Source organism: Mesorhizobium sp. 43Arga (assembly GCF_053714255.1).
The window spans coordinates 29,589-49,997 of the sequence record NZ_JBSKBO010000002.1; the positions used below are offsets into that span (position 1 = coordinate 29,589).

20 protein-coding genes and 2 pseudogenes are annotated in these 20,409 nt (G+C 61.5%); 12 read left to right on the plus strand and 10 right to left on the minus strand.

What is annotated here, in order from left to right; all coding sequences use genetic code 11:
• Positions 1-39 precede the first annotated feature (39 nt).
• The 4 genes and pseudogenes from ACWGS8_RS06465 to ACWGS8_RS06480 all read right to left on the minus strand — a co-directional run.
• Complete coding sequence (locus ACWGS8_RS06465; protein WP_454580151.1) at positions 40-1,002, minus strand: 3-keto-5-aminohexanoate cleavage protein; 963 nt, start codon at positions 1,000-1,002, stop codon at positions 40-42.
• Positions 999-1,946, minus strand: a complete 948-nt coding sequence (locus ACWGS8_RS06470; RefSeq protein ID WP_454580152.1) for a 3-hydroxyacyl-CoA dehydrogenase — start codon at positions 1,944-1,946, stop codon at positions 999-1,001. The genes ACWGS8_RS06465 and ACWGS8_RS06470 overlap by 4 nt, the downstream gene beginning before the upstream one ends.
• Positions 1,947-1,956: 10 nt before the next feature.
• Entirely contained in the window at positions 1,957-2,763 is an 807-nt protein-coding gene (locus ACWGS8_RS06475) for an SDR family oxidoreductase (protein ID WP_454580153.1), read from the minus strand.
• A 12-nt stretch (positions 2,764-2,775) separates the two neighbouring features.
• Positions 2,776-2,958 (minus strand): annotated as a pseudogene (locus ACWGS8_RS06480) (hypothetical protein); the annotation flags it as partial.
• Positions 2,959-3,174: 216 nt separating this feature from the next.
• On the opposite strand from ACWGS8_RS06480, the gene ACWGS8_RS06485 reads away from it, so the two are divergent.
• Positions 3,175-3,855 (plus strand): GntR family transcriptional regulator, encoded by a 681-nt coding sequence (locus tag ACWGS8_RS06485; RefSeq protein ID WP_454581239.1) that lies wholly within the window; start codon positions 3,175-3,177, stop codon positions 3,853-3,855.
• A gap of 158 nt (positions 3,856-4,013) precedes the next feature.
• Here ACWGS8_RS06485 and ACWGS8_RS06490 read toward each other — a convergent pair whose 3' ends face one another.
• Positions 4,014-4,919: a LysR substrate-binding domain-containing protein gene (locus tag ACWGS8_RS06490; RefSeq protein ID WP_454580154.1), complete on the minus strand. Its 906-nt coding sequence runs from the start codon at positions 4,917-4,919 to the stop codon at positions 4,014-4,016.
• A gap of 255 nt (positions 4,920-5,174) precedes the next feature.
• On the opposite strand from ACWGS8_RS06490, the gene ACWGS8_RS06495 reads away from it, so the two are divergent.
• The 11 genes and pseudogenes from ACWGS8_RS06495 to ACWGS8_RS06545 all read left to right on the plus strand — a co-directional run bounded on the left by ACWGS8_RS06495 (position 5,175) and on the right by ACWGS8_RS06545 (position 15,053).
• Positions 5,175-6,017 (plus strand): transporter substrate-binding domain-containing protein, encoded by an 843-nt coding sequence (locus ACWGS8_RS06495; RefSeq protein WP_454580155.1) that lies wholly within the window; start codon positions 5,175-5,177, stop codon positions 6,015-6,017.
• Positions 6,018-6,189: 172 nt separating this feature from the next.
• On the plus strand, positions 6,190-6,903 hold the full coding sequence (locus ACWGS8_RS06500) for an ABC transporter permease (RefSeq protein ID WP_454580156.1): 714 nt from the start codon (positions 6,190-6,192) through the stop codon (positions 6,901-6,903).
• On the plus strand, positions 6,903-7,622 hold the full coding sequence (locus ACWGS8_RS06505; protein WP_454580157.1) for an ABC transporter permease: 720 nt from the start codon (positions 6,903-6,905) through the stop codon (positions 7,620-7,622). Before ACWGS8_RS06500 ends, ACWGS8_RS06505 begins: the two co-directional genes overlap by 1 nt.
• Entirely contained in the window at positions 7,619-8,404 is a 786-nt protein-coding gene (locus tag ACWGS8_RS06510) for an ABC transporter ATP-binding protein (RefSeq protein WP_454580158.1), read from the plus strand. The genes ACWGS8_RS06505 and ACWGS8_RS06510 overlap by 4 nt, the downstream gene beginning before the upstream one ends.
• 56 nt (positions 8,405-8,460) lie before the next feature.
• Positions 8,461-9,633: an NAD(P)/FAD-dependent oxidoreductase gene (locus ACWGS8_RS06515; protein WP_454580159.1), complete on the plus strand. Its 1,173-nt coding sequence runs from the start codon at positions 8,461-8,463 to the stop codon at positions 9,631-9,633.
• A gap of 288 nt (positions 9,634-9,921) precedes the next feature.
• On the plus strand, positions 9,922-10,806 hold the full coding sequence (gene coxB, locus ACWGS8_RS06520) for a cytochrome c oxidase subunit II (RefSeq protein ID WP_454580160.1): 885 nt from the start codon (positions 9,922-9,924) through the stop codon (positions 10,804-10,806).
• A 22-nt stretch (positions 10,807-10,828) separates the two neighbouring features.
• Positions 10,829-12,598 (plus strand): cytochrome c oxidase subunit I, encoded by a 1,770-nt coding sequence (gene ctaD / locus ACWGS8_RS06525; protein ID WP_454580161.1) that lies wholly within the window; start codon positions 10,829-10,831, stop codon positions 12,596-12,598.
• Positions 12,595-13,299, plus strand: a complete 705-nt coding sequence (locus ACWGS8_RS06530; protein ID WP_454580162.1) for a cytochrome c oxidase subunit 3 — start codon at positions 12,595-12,597, stop codon at positions 13,297-13,299. The genes ctaD and ACWGS8_RS06530 overlap by 4 nt, the downstream gene beginning before the upstream one ends.
• A gap of 13 nt (positions 13,300-13,312) precedes the next feature.
• Positions 13,313-14,032 (plus strand): heme-copper oxidase subunit III family protein, encoded by a 720-nt coding sequence (locus tag ACWGS8_RS06535; protein WP_454580163.1) that lies wholly within the window; start codon positions 13,313-13,315, stop codon positions 14,030-14,032.
• A gap of 9 nt (positions 14,033-14,041) precedes the next feature.
• Positions 14,042-14,443 carry a cytochrome C oxidase subunit IV family protein gene (locus ACWGS8_RS06540; protein ID WP_454580164.1) on the plus strand — a complete coding sequence of 134 codons (402 nt, stop codon included), beginning with the start codon at positions 14,042-14,044 and terminating at the stop codon, positions 14,441-14,443.
• A 137-nt stretch (positions 14,444-14,580) separates the two neighbouring features.
• Positions 14,581-15,053 (plus strand): annotated as a pseudogene (locus ACWGS8_RS06545) (aminoacyl-tRNA deacylase).
• Between the two features lie 55 nt (positions 15,054-15,108).
• On the opposite strand, the gene ACWGS8_RS06550 reads toward ACWGS8_RS06545, so the two are convergent.
• From ACWGS8_RS06550 to tig, 5 genes are all read right to left on the minus strand, one after another.
• Positions 15,109-15,921, minus strand: a complete 813-nt coding sequence (locus ACWGS8_RS06550; RefSeq protein ID WP_454580165.1) for a DUF2189 domain-containing protein — start codon at positions 15,919-15,921, stop codon at positions 15,109-15,111.
• Positions 15,922-16,401: 480 nt separating this feature from the next.
• Positions 16,402-17,337 (minus strand): heme o synthase, encoded by a 936-nt coding sequence (locus ACWGS8_RS06555; protein WP_454580166.1) that lies wholly within the window; start codon positions 17,335-17,337, stop codon positions 16,402-16,404.
• Positions 17,338-17,496: 159 nt separating this feature from the next.
• Positions 17,497-17,877, minus strand: coding sequence for a c-type cytochrome (locus tag ACWGS8_RS06560; protein ID WP_454581240.1), 381 nt, complete (start codon positions 17,875-17,877; stop codon positions 17,497-17,499).
• A gap of 151 nt (positions 17,878-18,028) precedes the next feature.
• Positions 18,029-18,553 (minus strand): hypothetical protein, encoded by a 525-nt coding sequence (locus ACWGS8_RS06565; RefSeq protein WP_454580167.1) that lies wholly within the window; start codon positions 18,551-18,553, stop codon positions 18,029-18,031.
• 162 nt (positions 18,554-18,715) lie between these two features.
• Positions 18,716-20,194 (minus strand): trigger factor, encoded by a 1,479-nt coding sequence (gene tig, locus ACWGS8_RS06570; RefSeq protein WP_010909869.1) that lies wholly within the window; start codon positions 20,192-20,194, stop codon positions 18,716-18,718.
• Positions 20,195-20,409: the final 215 nt, after the last annotated feature.

Consider the following 20,409-nt stretch of genomic DNA (forward strand, 5'->3'; position numbering starts at 1 on the left):
CGGTTGGTGGCAACGCCGGTAGCAACGTCGTAGGCCGCGTCAGAAGGCGACCTTGTCGCCGCCCTTCAGGGACAGGATCTCGCGCGCCTCGTCCGGCGTCGCCACCTCCATGCCAAGCCCCTCGATGATCTTGCGCGCCAGCACGACCTGTTCGGCGTTCGACCTGGCGAGCTTGCCCCTGCCGGCCCACAGGCTGTCCTCCAGCCCGACCCGGATGTTGCCGCCGAGTGCCGCCGATTGCGCGGCGATGCGCAACTGGCTGGCGCCGGCGCCGAGCACCGACCAGCGGAACTGATCGCCGAACAGCCGGTCGGCGGTTCGTTTCATATGGGCGACGTCTTCGGGATGGGTGCCGATGCCGCCGAGCAGACCGAACACCGACTGCACGAAGAAAGGCGGCTTCACCAGCCCACGATCGGCGAAATGGGCGAGGTTGTAGAGATGGGCGATGTCGTAGCACTCGAACTCGAAGCGCGTGCCATTGTCGTAGCAAGTCGCCAGAATGTATTCGATGTCCTTGAACGAGTTGCGGAAAACGAGGTCGCGCGTCGCCTCCAGATGCGGCTTTTCCCAGTCGAACTTGAAGGTCTCGTATTTGTCGGCGAGGTGATAGAGCCCGAAATTGATCGAGCCCATATTGAGCGAGGCGACCTCGGGCTTGAACTGGGCGGCCGGGCGCACGCGCTCCTCGACCTTCATGTAGGGGCTGCCGCCCGTGGTGATGTTGATGGCGGCATTGGTGCCTTGCTTGACGCGCGGCAGGAAGCGGGCGAAGGCCTCGGGCGTCTGGTCGGGCTTGCCGGTTTCCGGGTCTCGCGCATGCAGATGCAGGATCGCAGCACCTGCCTGCGCCGCCGCGATCGCCTCCGAGGCGATCTGATCCGGCGTGATCGGCAAATAAGGCGACATGGTCGGCGTGTGGATCGCACCCGTCACCGCGCAGGTGATGATGACCTTGCCCTTGGCCGCCGATGCACCTGATTTGCGGCTGGTTTCTTTCATTGTCCGAACTCCTGATCCGATTTCTTCTTGTGCGCCGCCAGCGCCATCAGCCGGCGATCCCGCCACACCTGCCGGTCACCCAGGCTTTCCCTCGGCAGGCGCTTGCTGCGCTCGGCTTCAACAGTTGCCATGACCTCGCCCGCCCAGTCGACACGACGCAGCATCTGCGGAAAAATGTTGGAATAGATGCCCTGGTAACGGTCGACATAGTCGCGCACGCCGCCGGGCGCGTTGAGGTCGATGGTCTCGAACGGTCCCATGAAGGACCAGCGCAGCGCCAAGCCGTCGCGGATGCCGATATCGACGTCCTCGACGCTGGCGTAGTCGTCCGCGACAAGCCGGAAAGCCTCCTCCAGCAAAGCGCCTTGCAGGCGGTTCATGATGAAGCCGTCAAGTTCGCGCTTCATCACCAGCGGCGCGTGGCCGGCATCGATGAGGAAGGCGCGCGTCTTCTCCAGCGTCTCGGCGGAGGTCCACGGCGCCGGCACCACCTCGGCCGCCGGAATGAGATAGGGCGGGTTGATCGGATGCACGACCAGGCAGCGGTGCCGCCCTTGCAGATGGTCGGTGAATTTCGACGGCAACAGCGCCGAGGTGGAACTGGCGATGACCGTTTGCGGCCCAGCAAGCCTGTCGATCAGCGAGAATACCTCCCGCTTCACATCGAGGTTTTCAGGCGTGTTTTCCTGGACATGGGCGGCATCGGCCAGCGCGTCCGCCAACTCGCCGACGATGGCGATGCGGCCAAGCACGGTGCCGACGGATTGCCCGCGCAGCAGGTCGTTCGCGGCGAGATCGCCGAGCACGCCTTCTATGTAGTCGCGCGCGCCTCCTGTCGCGGCAGGCGACTGGTCCCACATGCGCACATCATGGCCGGCGCGGGCAAAGCTGATCGCCCAGGCCCGCCCGATGAACCCGCTTCCGACAATCGCGACATTGGCCATGGATTGGTCCTCAAAGTGTTTCGACGTTGCCGTCGACACCGAGCGACTGGCCCGAAATGTTGATGCCCGCATCGGAAAGCAGGAACGCCACCATCGAAGCGACATCATACGGGCTGGTCATGCGGCGCAGCGAGATGTTCTGCAGATAGCGCCCGGTCATCTCCTCATGGCTGATGCCGACCTGTCTGGCACGTGCCGCGATGACGCCCTCGATGCGTGGCCCCTCGATGATGCCGGGCAGGATGGCATTGACCCTGACGCCGTGCGGCCCAAGCTCCTTGGCGAGGCTCTGGGTGAAACCGATGACGCCGAATTTGGCCGCCGAATAGGGCGTGCGGAACGCGTAGCCATGGCGGCCGGCGGCCGACGACATCGACACGATAGAGCCGCCGCCCGCCGCCTTGATCAGCGGCACGGCGCGCCGCGCGCAGAGGAACTGGCCGGTCAGGCAGATATCGATGCAGCGCCGCCAGTCGTCCGGTTCGATCTCGTCGACACCGCCGGTCGGCCCGGCAATGCCGGCATTGTTGATCAGCGCGTCGAGCCCGCCGAGCTCTTGCTTGACCGTCTCGAACAGCCTGTCGACATCCTCATCGCGCGAGACATCGGCCTTGACCGCCGCGACCAGATCGATCTTGGCCGGAGCCACGGCCAGCGCTTCGTCGGAGATGTCGCAGACGACGATGCGCGCGCCGAGCCGCGACAGCGTGTCGGCGATAGCGAAGCCGATGCCGCCGGCGCCCGCCGTCACCAGCACGCGCTGCCTTCTCAGCCCGGCCAGAAATTCGTCCGCCGTTCCAGGTGCCTTTGCGCTCATCGTCCTGTCCTTTCATTGCAGCCGCCGTTCGCGCAGCGCCATGACGGCACTGAGAACGACCAGCCCGTAAAGAATTGCCCTGGTGGCGTATGGCAGCGCGGTGCCGGCCAGCAGCATCTGCAGCACCGTCAAAAGCAGCACGCCGCCGAGCATGCCGAGATAGTGGCCGCGCCCGCCGGTGATCAGCGCGCCGCCGAATTCCTCCCGATACGAACGACCGAATGCCTCCGGAGGGCACAAACCGTAGCCCTCGTCATCCGATGCCGGGGACCGTATCACTATTTGATCAAAGATCCATGATGAAATATCTTACATCGAAGCCGCGATCGCCACCGCTTGACGGGGCAGCTGGAACCCTGCATTCCGGGAACGGATTGTGGCGCGGTCTTTGCGCCGAAAGGTTTGATGGGAATGGCCGGAGCGGCGTTCAGGAAGCCTGGTGTCGAGATCGTGCCCCTGTCCAGGGAGACCCTGCAGGACAGGGTCTATCGCCATGTCACCGAATTGATCCTCGACGGCAGCATCGTGCCCGGCGAGATGGTGACGATGCAAGGCCTCGCCGACGCCTTCGGGGTCAGTCCGATGCCGGTCAGGGAGGCCTTGCGGCGGCTGACCGCGGCCAATGCCTTGAAGGTCGTTTCAGGCCGCTCGATCGGCATTCCCGCACTCAGCCGCGCGCGGCTCGTCGATCTCAGGAATGTCCGCTTCGAGATCGAGGCGATCGCCGCCGCCTGGGCGGCCGAGCGCATCGACGATCAGGGTATCGCGCAACTCGGCCAGCATCTGGCAGCGCTTGAACAGGCCAATGCGGAGGGAGACGTCAAATCCTATCTGCGCGCCAACTACGCCTTTCACTTCTCCATCTACCGGGCCGCCGGCTCGCAAAACATCCTCGCCATCATCGAGAATCTTTGGCTGCAGATCAGCCCCTATTTCAACTTGCTGCATGATTCCGGAAACTATTCGACCGCCAACGAGCACCACCAGGAGATGTTCGCGGCACTGCGCAACCGCGACGCCGAAGCCGTCCGCCAGGCGATCCGCGCCGATATCGACGCCGCTTTCGACGTCCTGGTCGACCTGCTGAAATAGGACCGGTAAGCTGGCTAAGGTGTATTGAGATTCAGGTCGGGCCGTGCCGAAAATGGTTGATACCGAGAACCGGAGCGGAGCGTACTTTTCGTACGTGAGCATCGGAAGTGCAGGTATCAGCCGTTTGCAGGCGGGCATCACCTGAACATCAACTCACCCTAAAATAGGCGCGTGCCTCCGCTCACATTCTCCTCGAGCGCGGTTCGGAATTCCCGCTCGAACGCCTGCTGCAGCATGGACGAGACCTGAGCTCGTTTTCTGACCATGTAGATGTCGCAAAGGAGATCGGGACTGAAGGGACGTATCGTCAATTTGCCTTCCCACCGAGTCGCCGAGAACGGATCGACGATCGACACGCCCAGGCCCTGCGCGACCAGGGCGCATGCCGTATCGGCGAAGGGTGTTTCGAAACGGTGGTCGACGGCAACGCCGGCGTGATCTAGCGCGCGCTCGATATCCTGCCGCGTGCGGTCTTCGCGGCCAAGCGCGATAAACTCCTGCCCTTCGAGTTGGGCCGCGAAAATCACGCTGTCATTGGCGAATGCATGGTCAAGCGGCGCCACGCAGACGCATTCTGTCTGAAAAATCAGATCGCAGGCGATGGCCGGATCCACCACCGGCATCTGAATGAGGCCGAGATCGATCTCCTTGTTTACCGTCAATTCGGCGATCCGCAGCGAGGCCGCCGGAAATATGCCCATGCGCGCCTTCGGGTGATGCCCGGCAAATGACTTCAGGAAACGAGGCAAGACGATGCTGGCAAGCGCCGGATAGACACCGATCATCAGCCGCCCGGCTTCCAATTGCCCGATATCGCCAGCAAGGCGCCGTATCCTCGCCATCCCCTTGACGATCCGACCGACCTCTTCGTTGAGAAGCATGGCTTCCGCCGTCGGGACCAGACGTCCCGCCCGACGAATGAAGAGCGGGATTTTCAGCGCGTGTTCCAGGTTCGCGATGTGCGCGCTGACCGAAGGCTGGGCGATGTGCAGAGTCTCGCTCGCGCCGGTGACCGTTCCAGCCTCCATGACTGCCCGGAATGCTTCAAGCTGTTTGTAGTTCATCAGCCACCCCCGGGCGCTTCGAGTGAGCCAACTCCTATAGGAAAAATCTATATTAAGCGCAACATTTCATATTGGAATGCTTTGGACGATTCCTTTCTAATCAAGCGAAATAAGCCATTGCAGCAGGTTCCAGATAGGCATTTGTCGACTGCGGAAAATCGATACCCCTCGCCTGACCTGAGTGATGATATTGGTTTTTCCTATCATTGGCGATGAGGGCTGCGGGGCGTTTCATAACAAGAGAGGGAGCTTCACATGATCAGAAATGCCATGCTGGCGGCCGCGCTATCGCTGGTCGGCCTTTATCCCTGTAACGAGGTCCTGGCGCAGGACGCGCTCCACATCCGCATCGCAACCGAAGGCGCCTATGCGCCATGGAACTATACGCTCCCCGACGGCACGCTAGCCGGTTATGAAATCGATCTCACCAAAGAATTGTGCAAGCGCATGCAGGCACAATGCGAGATCGTCGCGCAGAACTGGGATGGGATGCTGCCGGCGCTGAACGCCGGAAAATTCGATGCGATCATCGCCTCCATGGGCGTAACACCCGAGAGGGAGAAAGTGGCCGCATTCTCGGATCCCTATTCCACCGCGCCCAACGCTTTCCTGGCACTGAAAGGCAGTGGTTTGGCACAGGCCCTGCCCTGGCACGACAAGTTCGATCTCCGCGACAAGGCCACCGGATCGAAGGACATTGTTGAAAAGCTCGACATGGCGCTCAAGGGCAAAGTCCTCGGCATCCAGGGATCGACGACGGCCGGCAAATTTGTCGACGAATATCTGAAGGACGCGGTCACGGTCAGATCCTACAAGACGCAGGATGAGGCCAATCTCGATCTTCTGGCGGGTCGCATCGATCTCACGATGGCCAACATCACGGTTCTCGCCGAGGCGCTGAAAAATCCTGACATGGCTGAGGCGGAACTCGTGGGACCGACCTTTCTGCTGGCCAGCGGGACTAGCGTGGCCTTTCGCAAGGGCGACACCGCGCTGAAGAACAAGTTCAACGCGGCGATCCACGCGGTCAATGCCGACGGTTTCAACAAGGCGCTGACGGAAAAATGGTTCGGCGTCGATATCTCCGTGAAGAACTGAACCGGACGAGCGCAGGCAGCGCGGGGTCTTTCCGCGGTTATTGCCCCTGAAGAGATAAGCGACCGGGCGCGCTGGGTCGCCCTGCACATCTCTTATGCGGCTTGTTTCAGCAATGTGAGCATCCGATGACCCCTGCCCCACACTGCCGCGCCCTGCGCGACGAGCCATCGCAATGACTGCATCCGATTTCGTTCTGGGATTTGGCGAAGCCGGCTGGGGAACCGCACTGCTTCAAGCCGCTATGATGACACTTGCAGTGGCATTGACCGGCTACGCCTTCGGCCTCCTGGTTGGCAGCTTCGGCGCATGGGCAAAGATCAAGGGCGGCATTCTTCCGCGGTTGGTTGCCGACGCCTACACCACCGTGCTTCGCGGAATACCCGACATTCTCGTCATCTATCTCTTCTATTTCGGGTCAAGCGCGGTCCTGACGCCGTTGGCCGGCCTGTTCGGCTTTTCGGGTTTCGTCAGCCTGCCGGGCTTCATGGCCGGTGCGCTGGCGATCGGGCTGGTGTCGGGCGCCTATCAGGCCGAGGTCATGCGCGGCGCCTATCGCGCGGTCTCGCCCGGAGAGATCGAAGCGGCGATCGCCGCCGGCATGTCCCGCACAACCATGTTTCGCCGCATCATCGCGCCGCTGGTGCTGCGGCATGCGCTGCCGGGTCTCGGCAATGTATGGCAGCTGGTGCTCAAGGAATCCGCATTGGTCTCGGTCACCGGGCTCGTGGAAATTCTGCGTCAGGCGCAGATCGGCGCGGGATCGACCGGCCAGCCCTTCACCTTCTTCTTCGCCGCCGCCGTCCTGTACCTGGCCATTTCGTCGTTCTCGACATGGTTTCTGCGGCGGACCGAGGCGCGGCTGACAATCGGCGCGAGGCGGGCCTGATGGACATTCCGTTCCTGTATCAGACACTTCTGAAGCTGCTGACGGGAGTGCCGTTGACATTGCAGCTCGCTATATCCTCCGTCGGGCTGGGCGCCATTCTGGCCGTCATGCTCACCCTGGCGCGGCTGTCAGCTTCGCGGCTCCTGGCCTGGCCCGCATCCTTCTACGTCTTCATCTTCCGCTCCACGCCGCTGCTGGTGCAGATTTTTCTGATCTATCACGGGCTTGGCCAGTTCCATGCGGTGCGGGCCAGTTTTCTCTGGCCTGTCCTGCGCGAACCCTACTGGTGTGCGCTCATCGCCTTGACCTTGAACAACGCCGCCTATTCCTGCGAGATCGTTCGCGGTGCATTGCTCTCGGTTCCATCGGGCCAGATCGAAGCTGCGCGGGCCTGCGGCATGTCGAACCTCACACTCCACCGCCGCGTCATCTTCCCGCTCGCCTTGCGCCATGCCTTGCCGGGCTACGGCAACGAATTCATCCTGATGATCAAATCGACGGCGCTGGCCTCCATCATCACCCTGATGGAGGTGACCGGCCTCGCGGCCCAGCTCATTTCCGAATCTTTCCGCGCCATCGAAATCTTGACCGTGGCGGCCGCGATCTATTTGTCCATGAATTTTATCGTCACGCGCCTCGTTCAATGGGCCGAATACGCGCTGGGCGCCGATCTGAGGCCGCCTCCGGCTGCGGCATCTGGCCAAGGAGGAACCTTATGACTGACCAGCTCAAGCCGGCTGTGCGCCTGATGGAGCTTCGCAAGAGTTTCGGCGCCTTCGAGGTGCTGAAAGGCATCTCGCTCGAGGCGATGGAAGGCGATGTCGTCTCCGTCCTCGGTTCCTCCGGATCCGGCAAGTCGACGATGCTGCGCTGCATCAACATGCTTGAGACGCCCGATAGCGGGCAAATCGAGGTCGGCGGCGAAACCATCCAGTTGAAGCAGGTGGGCGGCAGGACGCGGCCTGCCGACAGGCATCAGTTGCAGCGCATGCGCGCGAGCGTCAGCATGGTGTTTCAGAACTTTAATCTCTGGTCTCACAAGACGATCCTCGAGAATCTGATCGAGGCTCCGATCCATGTTCAGAAGCGCCCCCGCGCCGATTGTTTGGAGGAGGCGGAAGCGCTTTTGGAGAAGGTCGGCATTGCCGAGAAGCGCAATCACTATCCCGCCCATCTTTCCGGCGGTCAGCAGCAGCGAGCGGCCATCGCCCGGGCACTGGCCCAGCACCCTAAGGTCATGCTTTTCGACGAGCCGACCTCCGCGCTTGACCCGGAGCTTGTCGGCGAGGTGCTGCGTGTCATGCGCGCGCTGGCCGAAGAAGGCAGGACGATGCTGGTCGCTACCCACGAAATGGGCTTCGCCCGGGACGTCTCCAGCAAGATCGTGTTCCTGCACAAGGGCGCGGTCGAGGCGGAAGGCTCGCCCCACGACATGTTCGCCGCCGGCCGGTCCGACTGCTTCCGGCAATTTTTGTCGGGCGGCGGCGACGGCTTGAAGTAAGCCAACTTTTCCACACATGCGATCCACGCGAAAATAACCGAGAAGGAACCGACACTATGACCACACAGGCCACCGCGTCTGAAATCGTGATCGTCGGAGGCGGCATCTACGGTGCGAGCCTCGCCTACGAAGTGGCGCGGGCCGGCAGGACCGTGACGCTGCTCGAGGCCGACGACATTGCCGCCGGCGCATCGGGCGGCTCCGGTGAGCGGGGCGTGCGGGCAAATAGCCGCGACTTGCGCGAACTGCCGATGGTGACTGTCAGCTTTCCGCTCTGGGCGAAGTATCAGGAACAGTTCGAAGGCGGCGTCGGCTACCGCCGGACCGGTGGGCTTCATCTCTTCAACATCCCGCATGGCGCTCATGAGCATGAGGTGCGCGGCATGATGGAAGCCATGGCCATGACACAGAATGCACTTGGCGTTCCCTCCCAGCTTCTCAGCCGCGACGAAACGCTGGAACGTGAGCCGGAATTGTCGGGCGATCTGATCGGCTCGGTCTACTGCAGGGATGACGGCGTGTGCGATCACAGCTTCGCCACGCTGGCCTTCGCCAAACAGGCGCGCAAGGTCGGGGCGAGCCTGCGCACCGGCACGCGCGTCACCGAAATCCTCCACGACAAAGCCAGGGCAAAGGGAGTGAGGCTGGCGAGTGGTGAAGTCGTGCCGGTTGGCGACAAACTCGTTCTCCTGGCCAACAATGGCGTCCTGCCGCTGCTTAAGCCGGTTCTTCAGCCACACGAAATCATGCCCGTCATCACCCTGATCCCGCAGATGATGTTCGTCTCCAATCCACGCGGCAAAAAGATCAATCATCTTCTCGGTCACGCCCACCGCAAGCTGTCGGTGAAGCAGATCCAGGATGGCACGCTGATGCTTTCAGGCGGCCAGAGCGTTGCCTATACGCCCGGGGGGCGCTGGAAGGGATCGCTCAGTTCGACGGCGCTCGGCCTGATCGATGCCATCGCCACCTTGCCCTTCATCGACGAATCCTCGTTCCTGAAGGTGGATGCGTCCCGCGTCGAGAGTTGCGCGGTCGATGGCATCCCGATCGTCGACACGCCTGCCGCCTTGCACAACACCATCTATGGATTTGCCTGGACCGGCCATGGCTTTGCCATCGCGCCTGGCTTCGCCAAATACCTTGCTGACTGGATCGTCGGCGGTCGAAAGCCGCAAGCGCTCGAGGTCTTTTCGGGAAAACGGTTTCGGGCGCCGCCTTCCAGCTAGGGCGTCGCTTCCAATTGCCTCTACTGGCTGTCACCTCGTTCGAGAGTGTCGAAATACACCTCGAAGATCCATCTGGCGGACGCGCTGGAACAGCGGATCTCATCGATCACCTCGAAAGGCGAGCAGCGCCCGCTTCTCGGCCGGAGGCGATCCCGGCCGGCCGGCGAAAAGCAACGTTTTGCACATCAAGTAGTCGGCTCTGGAATTTCAACCGGAAAGCGAGCATGATGCGGCTTGGTATTTCGCAGGCCTGCTTCTCGCGCCGCGAAATATCCGGAGGAACGGGGCATGGCCGTAGCGCTTGTACTCGTTTTGATCGTTGTGGGCTCAGTGTTGTTTCACCTCCTGAGCCCATGGTGGTGGACGCCGATTGCCTCGAACTGGGCCTATATCGACAACACCATCATCATTACCTTCTGGATTACCGGCGTCGTCTTCGCCGCCGTCGTGCTTTTCATGGCCTATTGCGTGTTCCGCTTCCGTCACCGGGAGGGAAACCGCGCTGCCTACGAACCGGAGAACAAGCGACTCGAATCGTGGCTGACGATCGTCACCGCGGTTGGGGTCACGGCGTTGCTGGTTCCCGGCCTGTTCGTCTGGAGCCGATTTGTTACCGTTCCACGCGACGCAACCGAGGTCGAGGTCATTGGCCAGCAATGGCAGTGGAGTTTCCGCCTGCCCGGCAAGGACGGCAAGCTCGGCACATCAGACACGCGCGACGTTGGTGCCGACAATCCGCTGGGGATCATCCCCGGCGATCCCAATGGTCGGGACGACGTCGTGGTCGAAGCGGCCGATCTGCATCTGCCGGTCGGCAAACCGGTCAAGATGCTGCTCCGCTCGATCGATGTGCTGCATGATTTCTATGTGCCGGAATTCCGCGCCAAGATGGACATGATCCCGGGCTCGGTGACCTATTTCTGGTTCACCCCGACCAGGACCGGAACCTTCCAGGTCCTGTGCGCCGAACTTTGCGGCCAGGGACATCCGATGATGCATGGCGTCGTGAAGGTCGATACCCAGGAAGATTATGTGGCCTGGCTCGGCCAGCAGCAGACTTTTGCACAATCGACGGCCCCCAAGCAGACGGGGTCGGCAGACGAGACGACGGGACGGACGGCGGCAGCGGGTCCCGAAATTGCAGCAAAGCTCGAAACGGTCGGGTCTCGCTGAAAAAGGACACGGAGGTGTTCCTATGGTCGACATCACGCCTGCAGACGGCATCCCGCCGGCCGAAGTCGCGGAAGTGGAACTCTACCATCCGCACAGTTGGTGGACCAAATACGTCTTCTCGCAGGACGCCAAGGTCATCGCCGTCCAGTATTCGGCGACGGCAACGGCAATCGGCCTGGTCGCCCTGGTGCTGTCCTGGCTGATGCGACTGCAGCTTGGCTTTCCCGGCACGTTCGACTTCATCACCCCGGAAGCCTACTACCAGTTCATCACCATGCACGGCATGATCATGGTGATCTACCTGCTCACCGCCCTCTTCCTCGGCGGCTTTGGCAACTATCTGATCCCCCTGATGGTCGGCGCGCGCGACATGGTCTTCCCCTATGTCAACATGCTGAGCTACTGGATCTACCTGCTCGCCGTGCTGGTTCTCGTGTCGAGCTTTTTCGCGCCCGGCGGACCGACGGGGGCCGGCTGGACGCTCTACCCGCCGCAGGCCATCATGAGCGGGACGCCAGGCGGCCAGGACTGGGGCATCATCCTGATGCTCTCCTCGCTGATCCTGTTCATCATCGGCTTCACGATGGGCGGCCTCAACTATGTGGTGACGGTTCTGCAGGGCCGCACGCGCGGCATGACAATGATGCGCCTGCCGCTGACCGTCTGGGGCATCTTCACCGCCACCGTCATGGCGCTGCTCGCCTTTCCGGCGCTGTTCGTCGCCAGCGTGATGATGCTGCTTGACCGCGTCCTGGGCACCAGCTTCTTCATGCCGGCGATCTCTGAAATGGGCGAGCAACTGCCGCACAATGGCGGCAGCCCGATCCTGTTCCAGCACCTGTTCTGGTTCTTCGGCCATCCCGAGGTCTACATCGTGGCGTTGCCGGCCTTCGGCATCGTATCCGACCTGATCAGCACCCATGCGCGCAAGAACATCTTCGGCTACCGGATGATGGTCTGGGCCATCGTCGGCATTGGCGCGCTGAGCTTCGTGGTCTGGGCGCACCACATGTATGTCAGCGGCATGCACCCCTATTTCGGCTTCTTCTTCGCCACCACGACGCTGATCATCGCCATTCCGACCGCCATCAAGGTCTACAATTGGGTGCTGACCCTATGGCGCGGCGACATCCATCTCACCATACCAATGCTGTTCGCCCTGGCCTTCATCGTCACCTTCGTCAATGGCGGGCTGACCGGCCTGTTCCTCGGCAATGTCGTCGTCGATGTTCCGCTATCCGACACGATGTTCGTCGTCGCCCATTTCCATATGGTCATGGGTGTCGCCCCGATCCTCGTGGTCTTTGGCGCGATCTACCATTGGTACCCGAAGGTCACCGGCCGGATGCTCAACGAAACGCTGGGCCGGTTCCATTTCTGGGTCACCTTCCTCGGCGCCTACCTGATTTTCTTCCCCATGCACTACCTCGGCCTGATGGGCGTGCCGCGGCGTTATGCTGAACTGACCGACATGACGATCATGACGGAGTCGGCCCATCACCTGAACTCGTTCATCAGCGTCATGGCCTTCATCGTCGGCTTCGCCCAGATGGTGTTCCTGTTCAACCTGATCTGGAGCATCCGCCATGGCCGCGAGGCCGGCGGCAATCCGTGGCGGGCCACGACCCTCGAATGGCAGACGCCGCAAACGCCGCCGGCCCACGGCAATTTCGGCAAGGACCTGCCGATCGTCTATCGCTGGGCTTACGATTACAGCGTACCGGGCGCCAAGGAGGACTTCATCCCGCAGAACATGCCGGGCTCCTACGGCCCCTCGAGGGAGCCGGCATGAGCGTCATCATAGTCTTCCTGTTTGTCATCGCCGGCTTTGCCGGATGGTGGCTTTCGCACCAGGGGCTGATGTCGAAGCCATGGCTCGAGCAAGGTCTGGCCGGTGATCTTGTCGGCCTCGACCGGTCGGCCCTGCCAACCGCCAAGATCGGCCTCGGCGTTTTCCTCGCTGTCGTCGGCTGCCTGTTCGCGCTCTTCACCAGTGCCTATTTCATGCGGATGGCGGTGTCGGACTGGCAGCCGTTGCCGCTGCCGCGCCTGCTCTGGCTCAACACCGGCGTGCTGATCCTGAGCAGCATAGCCCTGCAATGCGCCGTCGTCGCCGCACGCAAGGATCAGATCGACATGGTCAGGCTCGGCCTTGCCACGGCCGGACTCACGGCGCTTGCCTTCCTGGTCGGCCAGTTCATGGCATGGCGGCAACTGACCGAAGACGGCTATCTGCTGAGTTCCAACCCGGCCAACAGCTTTTTCTACCTGATAACCGGCATGCATGGCTTGCACATACTGGGAGGACTGATGGGCCTCGGCAGAACGACCACTAACGCCTGGAATGGCACGCGGCCGGAACGCCTTCGCCTGGGCGTCGAGTTGTGCGCCATGTACTGGCATTTCCTGCTTTTCGTCTGGCTCGTCATCTTCGTCCTGCTGGCCGGGTGGGCCGCGACGTTCATCGACATTTGCCGACAGTTGCTGACCTGAGGGGATCAAGCGGATGGCAGAGACACTGACACATATCGGCCAGACGGAGCCACGGCCCACGGGTTGGCGAGGCATTGCCGCCGACTGGTCCTCGGATCAGCGCGCGTTCAAGAACGTGTCCTGGGGCAAGGCCATGATGTGGATCTTCCTGCTCAGCGACACCTTCATCTTCGGCTGCTTCCTGCTCGCCTACATGACCGCGCGCATTTCGACACGCGAGCCCTGGCCCAATCCGAGCGAGGTCTTCGCGCTCCGCATCGGCGGCTCGGAAATCCCGCTGATCCTCATTGCCATCATGACCTTCGTGCTGATCTCAAGCAGCGGAACAATGGCCATGGCGGTCAATTTCGGCTACCGCCGCGACCGCCGCAAGACGGCAATCCTCATGCTTCTGACCGCGGCACTCGGCGCGACCTTTGTCGGCATGCAAGCCTTCGAATGGACCAAGCTGATCACTGAAGGGGTACGGCCCTGGGGCAATCCCTGGGGGGCCGCACAATTCGGCTCGTCGTTCTTCATGATCACCGGTTTCCACGGCACCCATGTGACGATCGGAGTGATCTTCCTGATCATCGTGGCACGAAAGGTCTGGCGCGGAGATTTCGACACCGGACGGCGCGGCTTCTTCACCAGCCGCAGGGGCCGCTACGAGAACGTCGAGATCATGGGGCTGTATTGGCACTTCGTCGACCTGGTCTGGGTGTTCATCTTCGCTTTCTTCTATCTTTGGTGAGAGGCAGACATGGCTGAAGCAACCGCAAACGGCCTCGGACAACACGCACTTCATGCGGGTCTTGCACATGAAGCGCCGGCGGCCGCCGCCCGTGCCGACGTGCATCAGGAACACCCGATCAAGCTCTATCTGGTGGTCTGGGCATGGCTGTTCATCCTCAGTACTTGCTCCTACCTGGTCGATTATTTCGGCCTGCAAGGCTATCTCAGATGGTCGTTGATCCTGATCTTCATGATCCTCAAGGCAGGACTGATCGTCGCCGTCTTCATGCACATGGCCTGGGAACGGCTGGCGCTGGCCTATGCGATCATCCTGCCGCCGGTACTGGTGCTGGTGTTCGTGACGATGATGGTCTTCGAAGCCGACTACACGCTTCTCACCCGGCTGGCATTTTTCGGAGCCGGACCCTGACGCACAGACAGCATTCGGATCCTGCCGCCGCGCCTCGAACCATCAGGAGCTGGTCAATTTTAGCACCGGAAACGACATAAGGAGAATGATTGCCCTCATTCTCCACCCGTCGCGAACTCCGGCAAAGGGAGGCCAAGATGACGATCGCAACCAGACTGAAGGACTTATCGACGAGAAGGGAGTTTCATACGACACGGTCGCCCACCATCGCACATCCACCAGCAGACAGTCCGCCATTGCGGCGCATGTACCCGGCAGCATAGTGGCCAAATCGGTCGTTGTTCACCATGAACTCGGCTATGCGCTCGCCGTGGTTCCAAGCACGCACAGGATCGAGCTCGGCACATTGCAGAGCGTCATGGACAAGCGTCTCGGACTAGCCTCCGAAGACGAGGTGACTTCGCTCTTCGTCGATTGCGACACCGGCGCCATCCCCCCGATCGGCGCCCCCTACGATGTGCCGGTGATTGTCGATGAAAGCCTTGGCGATGCCGCCGACATTTACTTCGAAGGCGGCGACCACAGAACGCTGGTGCATGTCAGCGGCGAGGATTTCCGCAACTTGACCATGGGCGCATACCGCGCCCGCTTCAGTCACCGGGCTTACTGACGGCTTCGATCAAACTCGCGCCGGCACCCTGGCCGGTGGGTGAGGCAGAACGTCCTCAACCCGTCGGCCTGGCGGGCGACTCCACAACCTTGCGGTAGACATGCCAGGTGGCGTGACCGAGGATCGGCAACACGACGGCAAGCCCGGCGAACACTGGCAGTGAGCCGATGATCAGGCCGACGGCGACGATCAGCCCCCAGACAGCCATCACGATCGGGTTTGCCAGGACCACGCGCACCGAGGTGTGGATCGCTTCATAGGCGCCGACATCGCGGTCGAGCAACAATGGGAAGGCGACGACCGTCGTGCACAACACCACCACGGCGAAGACGAAGCCGATGGCATGCCCTAGTATGATCAGCGTCCAGCCGCGTCCGGTGGCAAATATCGCGTCGATGAAGCTGGATATCGATTCCGGCGGTGCTGGGCCGAAAAGATACTCGTAGAACAGCTTCGCCGTCAAAAGCCACGTGATGAAGATTGCAAACAGCATGATCCCCACCGCGGCAATGGCCGGCAGCGCCGGAGAGTTCCTGACCTCGAAAGCGTGCCTCCAGGAGGTGTCGAGTCCGGCTTCCCGCCTTCGACTGATCTCATAGAGGCCTATCGCCGCGAATGGGCCAACCAGCGCAAAACCAGAAACCAGCGGAAACAACAAGGGCAAAGCATTGGCGCCCGAAGTCCAGGCGGCGAGCACGACGCCCACGAGTGGATAGATCAGGCAGAGAAAGACGATATGCGACGGTTTGACCATGAAATCATCGACGCCCAGCTTGAGCGCGTCAAAAAGGTCGGAAACAGCGATTTTTCGAATTCTGGTATGTTCCAGCGTCTCGCTGGCGCCTGCTATCACATGAAAGTTTGCCATGACCGTTCCTCCAGACTGCTCCGGAAAGGTCGCGGTTTCGCGGTGCTGTCGTCTGCGGGACTGGCCACGCAAACCGCGACCTGCACCGCCACCAAATATACTCTCTTGTGAGAGACTTGTCGCCCGTTGTTGGCACGGATAGCGGGCCGAGCCGCACGGCTGGCTCTGGAGGCTCTTCTTCGATATGCTCATGCAGCGCCGCGTGTCCCTTTGGGCACGTAAAGACGCTGGATCACTTGGATTGGCGCATGATCCTTTGCGAACCGGAGAGCGGCCAAGCAGGGTCGATCCCGATCTTCAGGACCATGCACCGGGTCGAAGGCGAAGGTCATGGACGCAAGGACGCTTCTCATACTCGGCCTCGGCATAATCATTCTGCTGTTGCTGGGATTCTGTGCGCTGCCATCGTGACAGCACTGCAGCGTCGTCGGTACGGCGCTTGCCGACCGGCCAGGGCGGTTCGCCAACGGCGATCTCCGCTCAGGCTCCGGCTGACATCAGCGCGCGCATGGCAATGGTGTCGGCAAGCAGCGCAGCGAAGATCGCGAAAAGATAGAGGATCGAATAGGCAAACAGCGCCTTGGCGGGTTTCAGCTCCGTTTCGGAAGCTGCCAGAACCTTCCAGGAATGCCAGATGAAACCGACGCCCAATGCGGCCGAGGCGATTCCATAGTAGCCGCTGGTGTATCCGAAGAGCCAAGGCAGCACGCCGACCGGCGCCAGGAGCAAAGCATAGGCAAGGATCTGCCTTCGCGTCGAAGCAGGGCCCGCCACATTCGGCATCATCGGAATGCCGGCAGCGGCGTAGTCGCCAACCTTGAATAGCGCCAGCGCCCAGAAATGCGGCGGCGTCCACAGAAAGATGATCAGAAACAGGATGAGGCTTTCAACGCCGACGGCGCCGGTTGCGGCAGCCCAGCCAATGACAGGAGGAAGGGCACCAGCGGCGCCGCCGATAACGATGTTCTGCGGCGTCGAGCGCTTCAGCCACATCGTGTAGATGACGATGTAGAAGAAGATGGTGAAGGCCAGCAGCGATGCGGCAAGCCAGCCCACCAGTACGCCGAGTGTCATGACCGAAAGCGCGGAAAGCACAAGGCCGAAGCCGAGGGCTTCGCCCGGCGTGACGCGGCCCGACGGAACCGGCCGCTTTGACGTGCGCGACATCAGCGCGTCGATGTCCGCGTCATACCACATGTTGAGGGCCCCCGCCGCTCCTGCTCCGATCGCAATCGCGGCGATTGCAATCACGGCGATGACGGGATTCATCGCGCCAGGCGCCACCATCAGGCCGACGAAAGCGGTGAATACGGCAAGCGCCATGACCCGCGGCTTCAAAAGCGCGAAGAAATCGGCCGCCGTCGCTTCCGAAAGGCCGATGGAGGTATCCTTGAGGCGGCTTTCCCTAGTCGACATCCCAGACGACCACCGACGGAATCAGGCAAGCTGGGCGATGGTCCCGAACTGAACGCCCGCGTGAGCGAAGACTGGAACCCTGTTTTTGCTTACGCTGTCCTTTGATTTGGATAAGACCACGGTAAAACAAGACGTTAGACGGATGGCGGAGGAGCCAGGTCACTTGGAGAACGTTTTCAGATAGGCAATGACGTTGGCCACGTCTGCATCGTTCTTGAGTCCGGGAAACGTCATCTTGGTGCCTTTGACCATGGCCTTGGGATCGTGAAGGTAGGTCGTCAGCGTTGGCTCGTCCCATTTGACGCCGGATTTGCCTGCCGCAATCATGGCATCGGAATATTTAAAATCCGGGTGCGTACCGGCCGTGCGGCCGATGACGCCGTGCAGCGATGGGCCGATCTTGTTCTTGTCCTCGTTTGCGATGTGGCAGACCTGGCATTTGGTGAAGACCTTCTCACCAGCCGCGGCATCCTGTGCCCGCGACGGATGTGCGATGAAGATCGTAACGGACACCGCAGCAAAAAACGCTATAGCGCGCATGGCATTTCCTCCCTGATCGCCAATGATGCCTCGGACGACCGCGCCTGGGCAGAATATCTCCCCCAGCGGAATTGCGGCGCCAACGTACCATGGAATCCAGGCGGTGGGTAGAAAAAGCCAAGCATTGCGAAGGTTTAGGGCCTGGCCACGCTCAAGGCGGATTCGTCCGGCAGCTTCCGGCGATCTGCTCGACCGCCTCTTCAAGTCCTGCAAGGTCGAAATCCGCCTGGCCGCGGCCTGACAACAAGCCGAACCGCCAGGAAAGCGACAGCCGGCTTGCGGGAACAAGGCGCTTGATGCCGTCAGCGCCGTCGCGCACCAGCATTCGGCCGCGTGACCCGACCGACCAGCTCTCGTCGACCTTGCCGCCGCCGTCGACGGTGACCGACATGGTGATCTTGCGGCTGGCCGAAACCCCGTCATTCAACTGCAGCCATTCGGTCCAGCGCGGCTCGCCGTCTGCCCGGCAGGCAATGGTCAGCACCGGGCTGTAGCTCAAGGCGCCACCGCCGGTGATCAGCTTGTTGGTGCCATGAAGCGAAGCGGTGACAAGGCCATCATCGTCCATGCCGAAGCGCCACTCGCCGGCAAGCGCGTCGGCTTGGGCGAGATCGCAGGCAAAGGCCAGAACGAGCGCCAGGGCGACGACACGCCCCGTTTCGAAGTATAGGCTCAACGCCCCCTCCAGGAACCACACGGTTTGCAGCAGCAGCGCAGATAATGCTGAACGCCGGGTAACGCCAAGTGCCGCTTCCCGCAAAGCGAATCGGCTGTTGCAGTTTCGCAACGAAAAAGGCCGCCTCAAGGGCGGCCTTCGTCGATTCCATCAAGTGCGAACTTATTCGGCGTCCTTGGCTGCCTTTTTCTTCGGCGCGGCCTTCTTCTTCGGCTCTTCAGCCTCGTCCTCGTTCGCTTTGGCTTCAGCCTTCTTGGCCGCGGCCTTCTTCGCGGGCTTCGCCTTGGTCGTGGTCTCCGCGTCCTCGTCGTCGGCCATCAGCTCTTCCTTGCTGACCTTGACATCGGTGACCGAGATCTGGCCGAGCAGGTGATCGACCACCTTCTCCTCGAACATCGGTGCGCGCAGCGCATTCAGCGCCTCGGGGTTGCTGCGGTAGAACTCGAAAGCTTCCTGCTGCTGATTGGCCGGGAAGCGGCGAACCTGCTCGAACAGGCCGCGCTGCAATTCCTCGTCCGATACGGTGACACCGGCCTTCTCGCCGATCTCGGCCAGCACCAGGCCGAGGCGCACGCGGCGTTCGGCAAGGCGCAGATACTCGGCGCGGGCTTCCTCTTCGGTCGTCTCTTCGTCGGCGAAGGTGCGGCCGGCGGCTTCCAGGTCGCGGGTGACCTGGGCCCAGATGTTGTTGAACTCGGCGTCAATGAGCTTCGACGGAGCCTCGAACGAATAGGCGGCATCCAGCTGGTCAAGCAGCTGGCGCTTGACCTTCTGGCGCGTCATCGAGCCGAACTGGTTCTCGATCTGGCCGCGCACGATCTCACGCAGGCGCTCCAGCGATTCCAGGCCAAGGTTCTTGGCGGTCTCGTCGTTGATTTCCAGTTCGCCCGGCTTCGACACTTCCTTGACGGTGACGTCGAAGGTGGCTTCCTTGCCGGCCAGATGTGCCGCCTGGTAGTTTTCCGGGAAGGTCACGGTGACCTGCTTTTCGTCACCGGCCTTGGTGCCAATAAGCTGATCCTCGAAGCCCGGAATGAACTCCTTGGAGCCCAGAACCAGCAGCTGGTCGGTGCCGGCGCCGCCGGCAAAGGCCTCGCCGTCGATCTTGCCGACATAATCGATGCTGACGCGGTCGCCTTCGGCGGCCTTGCCGGTCTTCGGCTCATAGCTGCGTGCGGATTCGGCGACGCGCTTGACCTGGTCGTCGATCTCGGCGTCCGGCACGTCGAACACCTGACGCGTCACCTTGATGTCGGAGAAATCCTTGATCTCGATCGCCGGGATGACCTCATAATTGAGGCGGAACTCGAAGTCGGTGCCGCCGGCCAGGATCTTCTCGGCTTCCTTCTCGTCCTCGGTCATGATGACTTCGGGCTGCATGGCGGCCTTTTCGCCGCGGCCCGTGATGATCGAGCGGGTCGAATCGTTGAGGATCTCATTGACCACTTCGGCCATGAACGACTTGCCATAGACCTTGCGCAGGTGCTGCACCGGCACCTTGCCCGGCCGGAAGCCGTTGATGCGAACCTTGTTGCGGGCGTCCGACAGCCGCGCCATCAGCTTGGCTTCCATGTCACCGGCCGGCACGGTGATCTTGATCTCGCGCTTGAGACCGGAGTTGAGCGTTTCGGTGACCTGCATCGTAAAACCTTTGTTTTCACCAATGAGACTGCCACGGCCTCTGCCGTTTACAGCCTGCCGGTATAATCTTGCCGGGAATGGCTTTTGGTACGGAACCTGGCGATTTGACCGAAATTACGGCTCAAACTCTCCCAAACTGCGTTCCAAAATGTGAATAAGTTCTTGTTTTTCCTACTTCTTTTCACATTCTGTAGAAGCGGATCGTCGCGTCCCGT

Bases quoted from the DNA above. Each gene is read 5' to 3' on its own strand.
- ctaD (WP_454580161.1), top strand. From the start codon at position 10,829: ATGGTCGACATCACGCCTGCAGACGGCATCCCGCCGGCCGAAGTCGCG.
- ACWGS8_RS06465 (WP_454580151.1), bottom strand. From the start codon at position 1,002: ATGAAAGAAACCAGCCGCAAATCAGGTGCATCGGCGGCCAAGGGCAAG.
- ACWGS8_RS06510 (WP_454580158.1), top strand. From the start codon at position 7,619: ATGACTGACCAGCTCAAGCCGGCTGTGCGCCTGATGGAGCTTCGCAAG.
- ACWGS8_RS06535 (WP_454580163.1), top strand. From the start codon at position 13,313: ATGGCAGAGACACTGACACATATCGGCCAGACGGAGCCACGGCCCACG.
- ACWGS8_RS06485 (WP_454581239.1), top strand. From the start codon at position 3,175: ATGGCCGGAGCGGCGTTCAGGAAGCCTGGTGTCGAGATCGTGCCCCTG.
- ACWGS8_RS06490 (WP_454580154.1), bottom strand. From the start codon at position 4,919: ATGAACTACAAACAGCTTGAAGCATTCCGGGCAGTCATGGAGGCTGGA.
- ACWGS8_RS06475 (WP_454580153.1), bottom strand. From the start codon at position 2,763: ATGAGCGCAAAGGCACCTGGAACGGCGGACGAATTTCTGGCCGGGCTG.
- coxB (WP_454580160.1), top strand. From the start codon at position 9,922: ATGGCCGTAGCGCTTGTACTCGTTTTGATCGTTGTGGGCTCAGTGTTG.
- ACWGS8_RS06515 (WP_454580159.1), top strand. From the start codon at position 8,461: ATGACCACACAGGCCACCGCGTCTGAAATCGTGATCGTCGGAGGCGGC.
- ACWGS8_RS06555 (WP_454580166.1), bottom strand. From the start codon at position 17,337: ATGTCGACTAGGGAAAGCCGCCTCAAGGATACCTCCATCGGCCTTTCG.
- ACWGS8_RS06530 (WP_454580162.1), top strand. From the start codon at position 12,595: ATGAGCGTCATCATAGTCTTCCTGTTTGTCATCGCCGGCTTTGCCGGA.
- ACWGS8_RS06500 (WP_454580156.1), top strand. From the start codon at position 6,190: ATGACTGCATCCGATTTCGTTCTGGGATTTGGCGAAGCCGGCTGGGGA.
- ACWGS8_RS06560 (WP_454581240.1), bottom strand. From the start codon at position 17,877: ATGCGCGCTATAGCGTTTTTTGCTGCGGTGTCCGTTACGATCTTCATC.
- ACWGS8_RS06505 (WP_454580157.1), top strand. From the start codon at position 6,903: ATGGACATTCCGTTCCTGTATCAGACACTTCTGAAGCTGCTGACGGGA.
- ACWGS8_RS06495 (WP_454580155.1), top strand. From the start codon at position 5,175: ATGATCAGAAATGCCATGCTGGCGGCCGCGCTATCGCTGGTCGGCCTT.
- ACWGS8_RS06470 (WP_454580152.1), bottom strand. From the start codon at position 1,946: ATGGCCAATGTCGCGATTGTCGGAAGCGGGTTCATCGGGCGGGCCTGG.
- ACWGS8_RS06550 (WP_454580165.1), bottom strand. From the start codon at position 15,921: ATGGCAAACTTTCATGTGATAGCAGGCGCCAGCGAGACGCTGGAACAT.
- tig (WP_010909869.1), bottom strand. From the start codon at position 20,194: ATGCAGGTCACCGAAACGCTCAACTCCGGTCTCAAGCGCGAGATCAAG.
- ACWGS8_RS06540 (WP_454580164.1), top strand. From the start codon at position 14,042: ATGGCTGAAGCAACCGCAAACGGCCTCGGACAACACGCACTTCATGCG.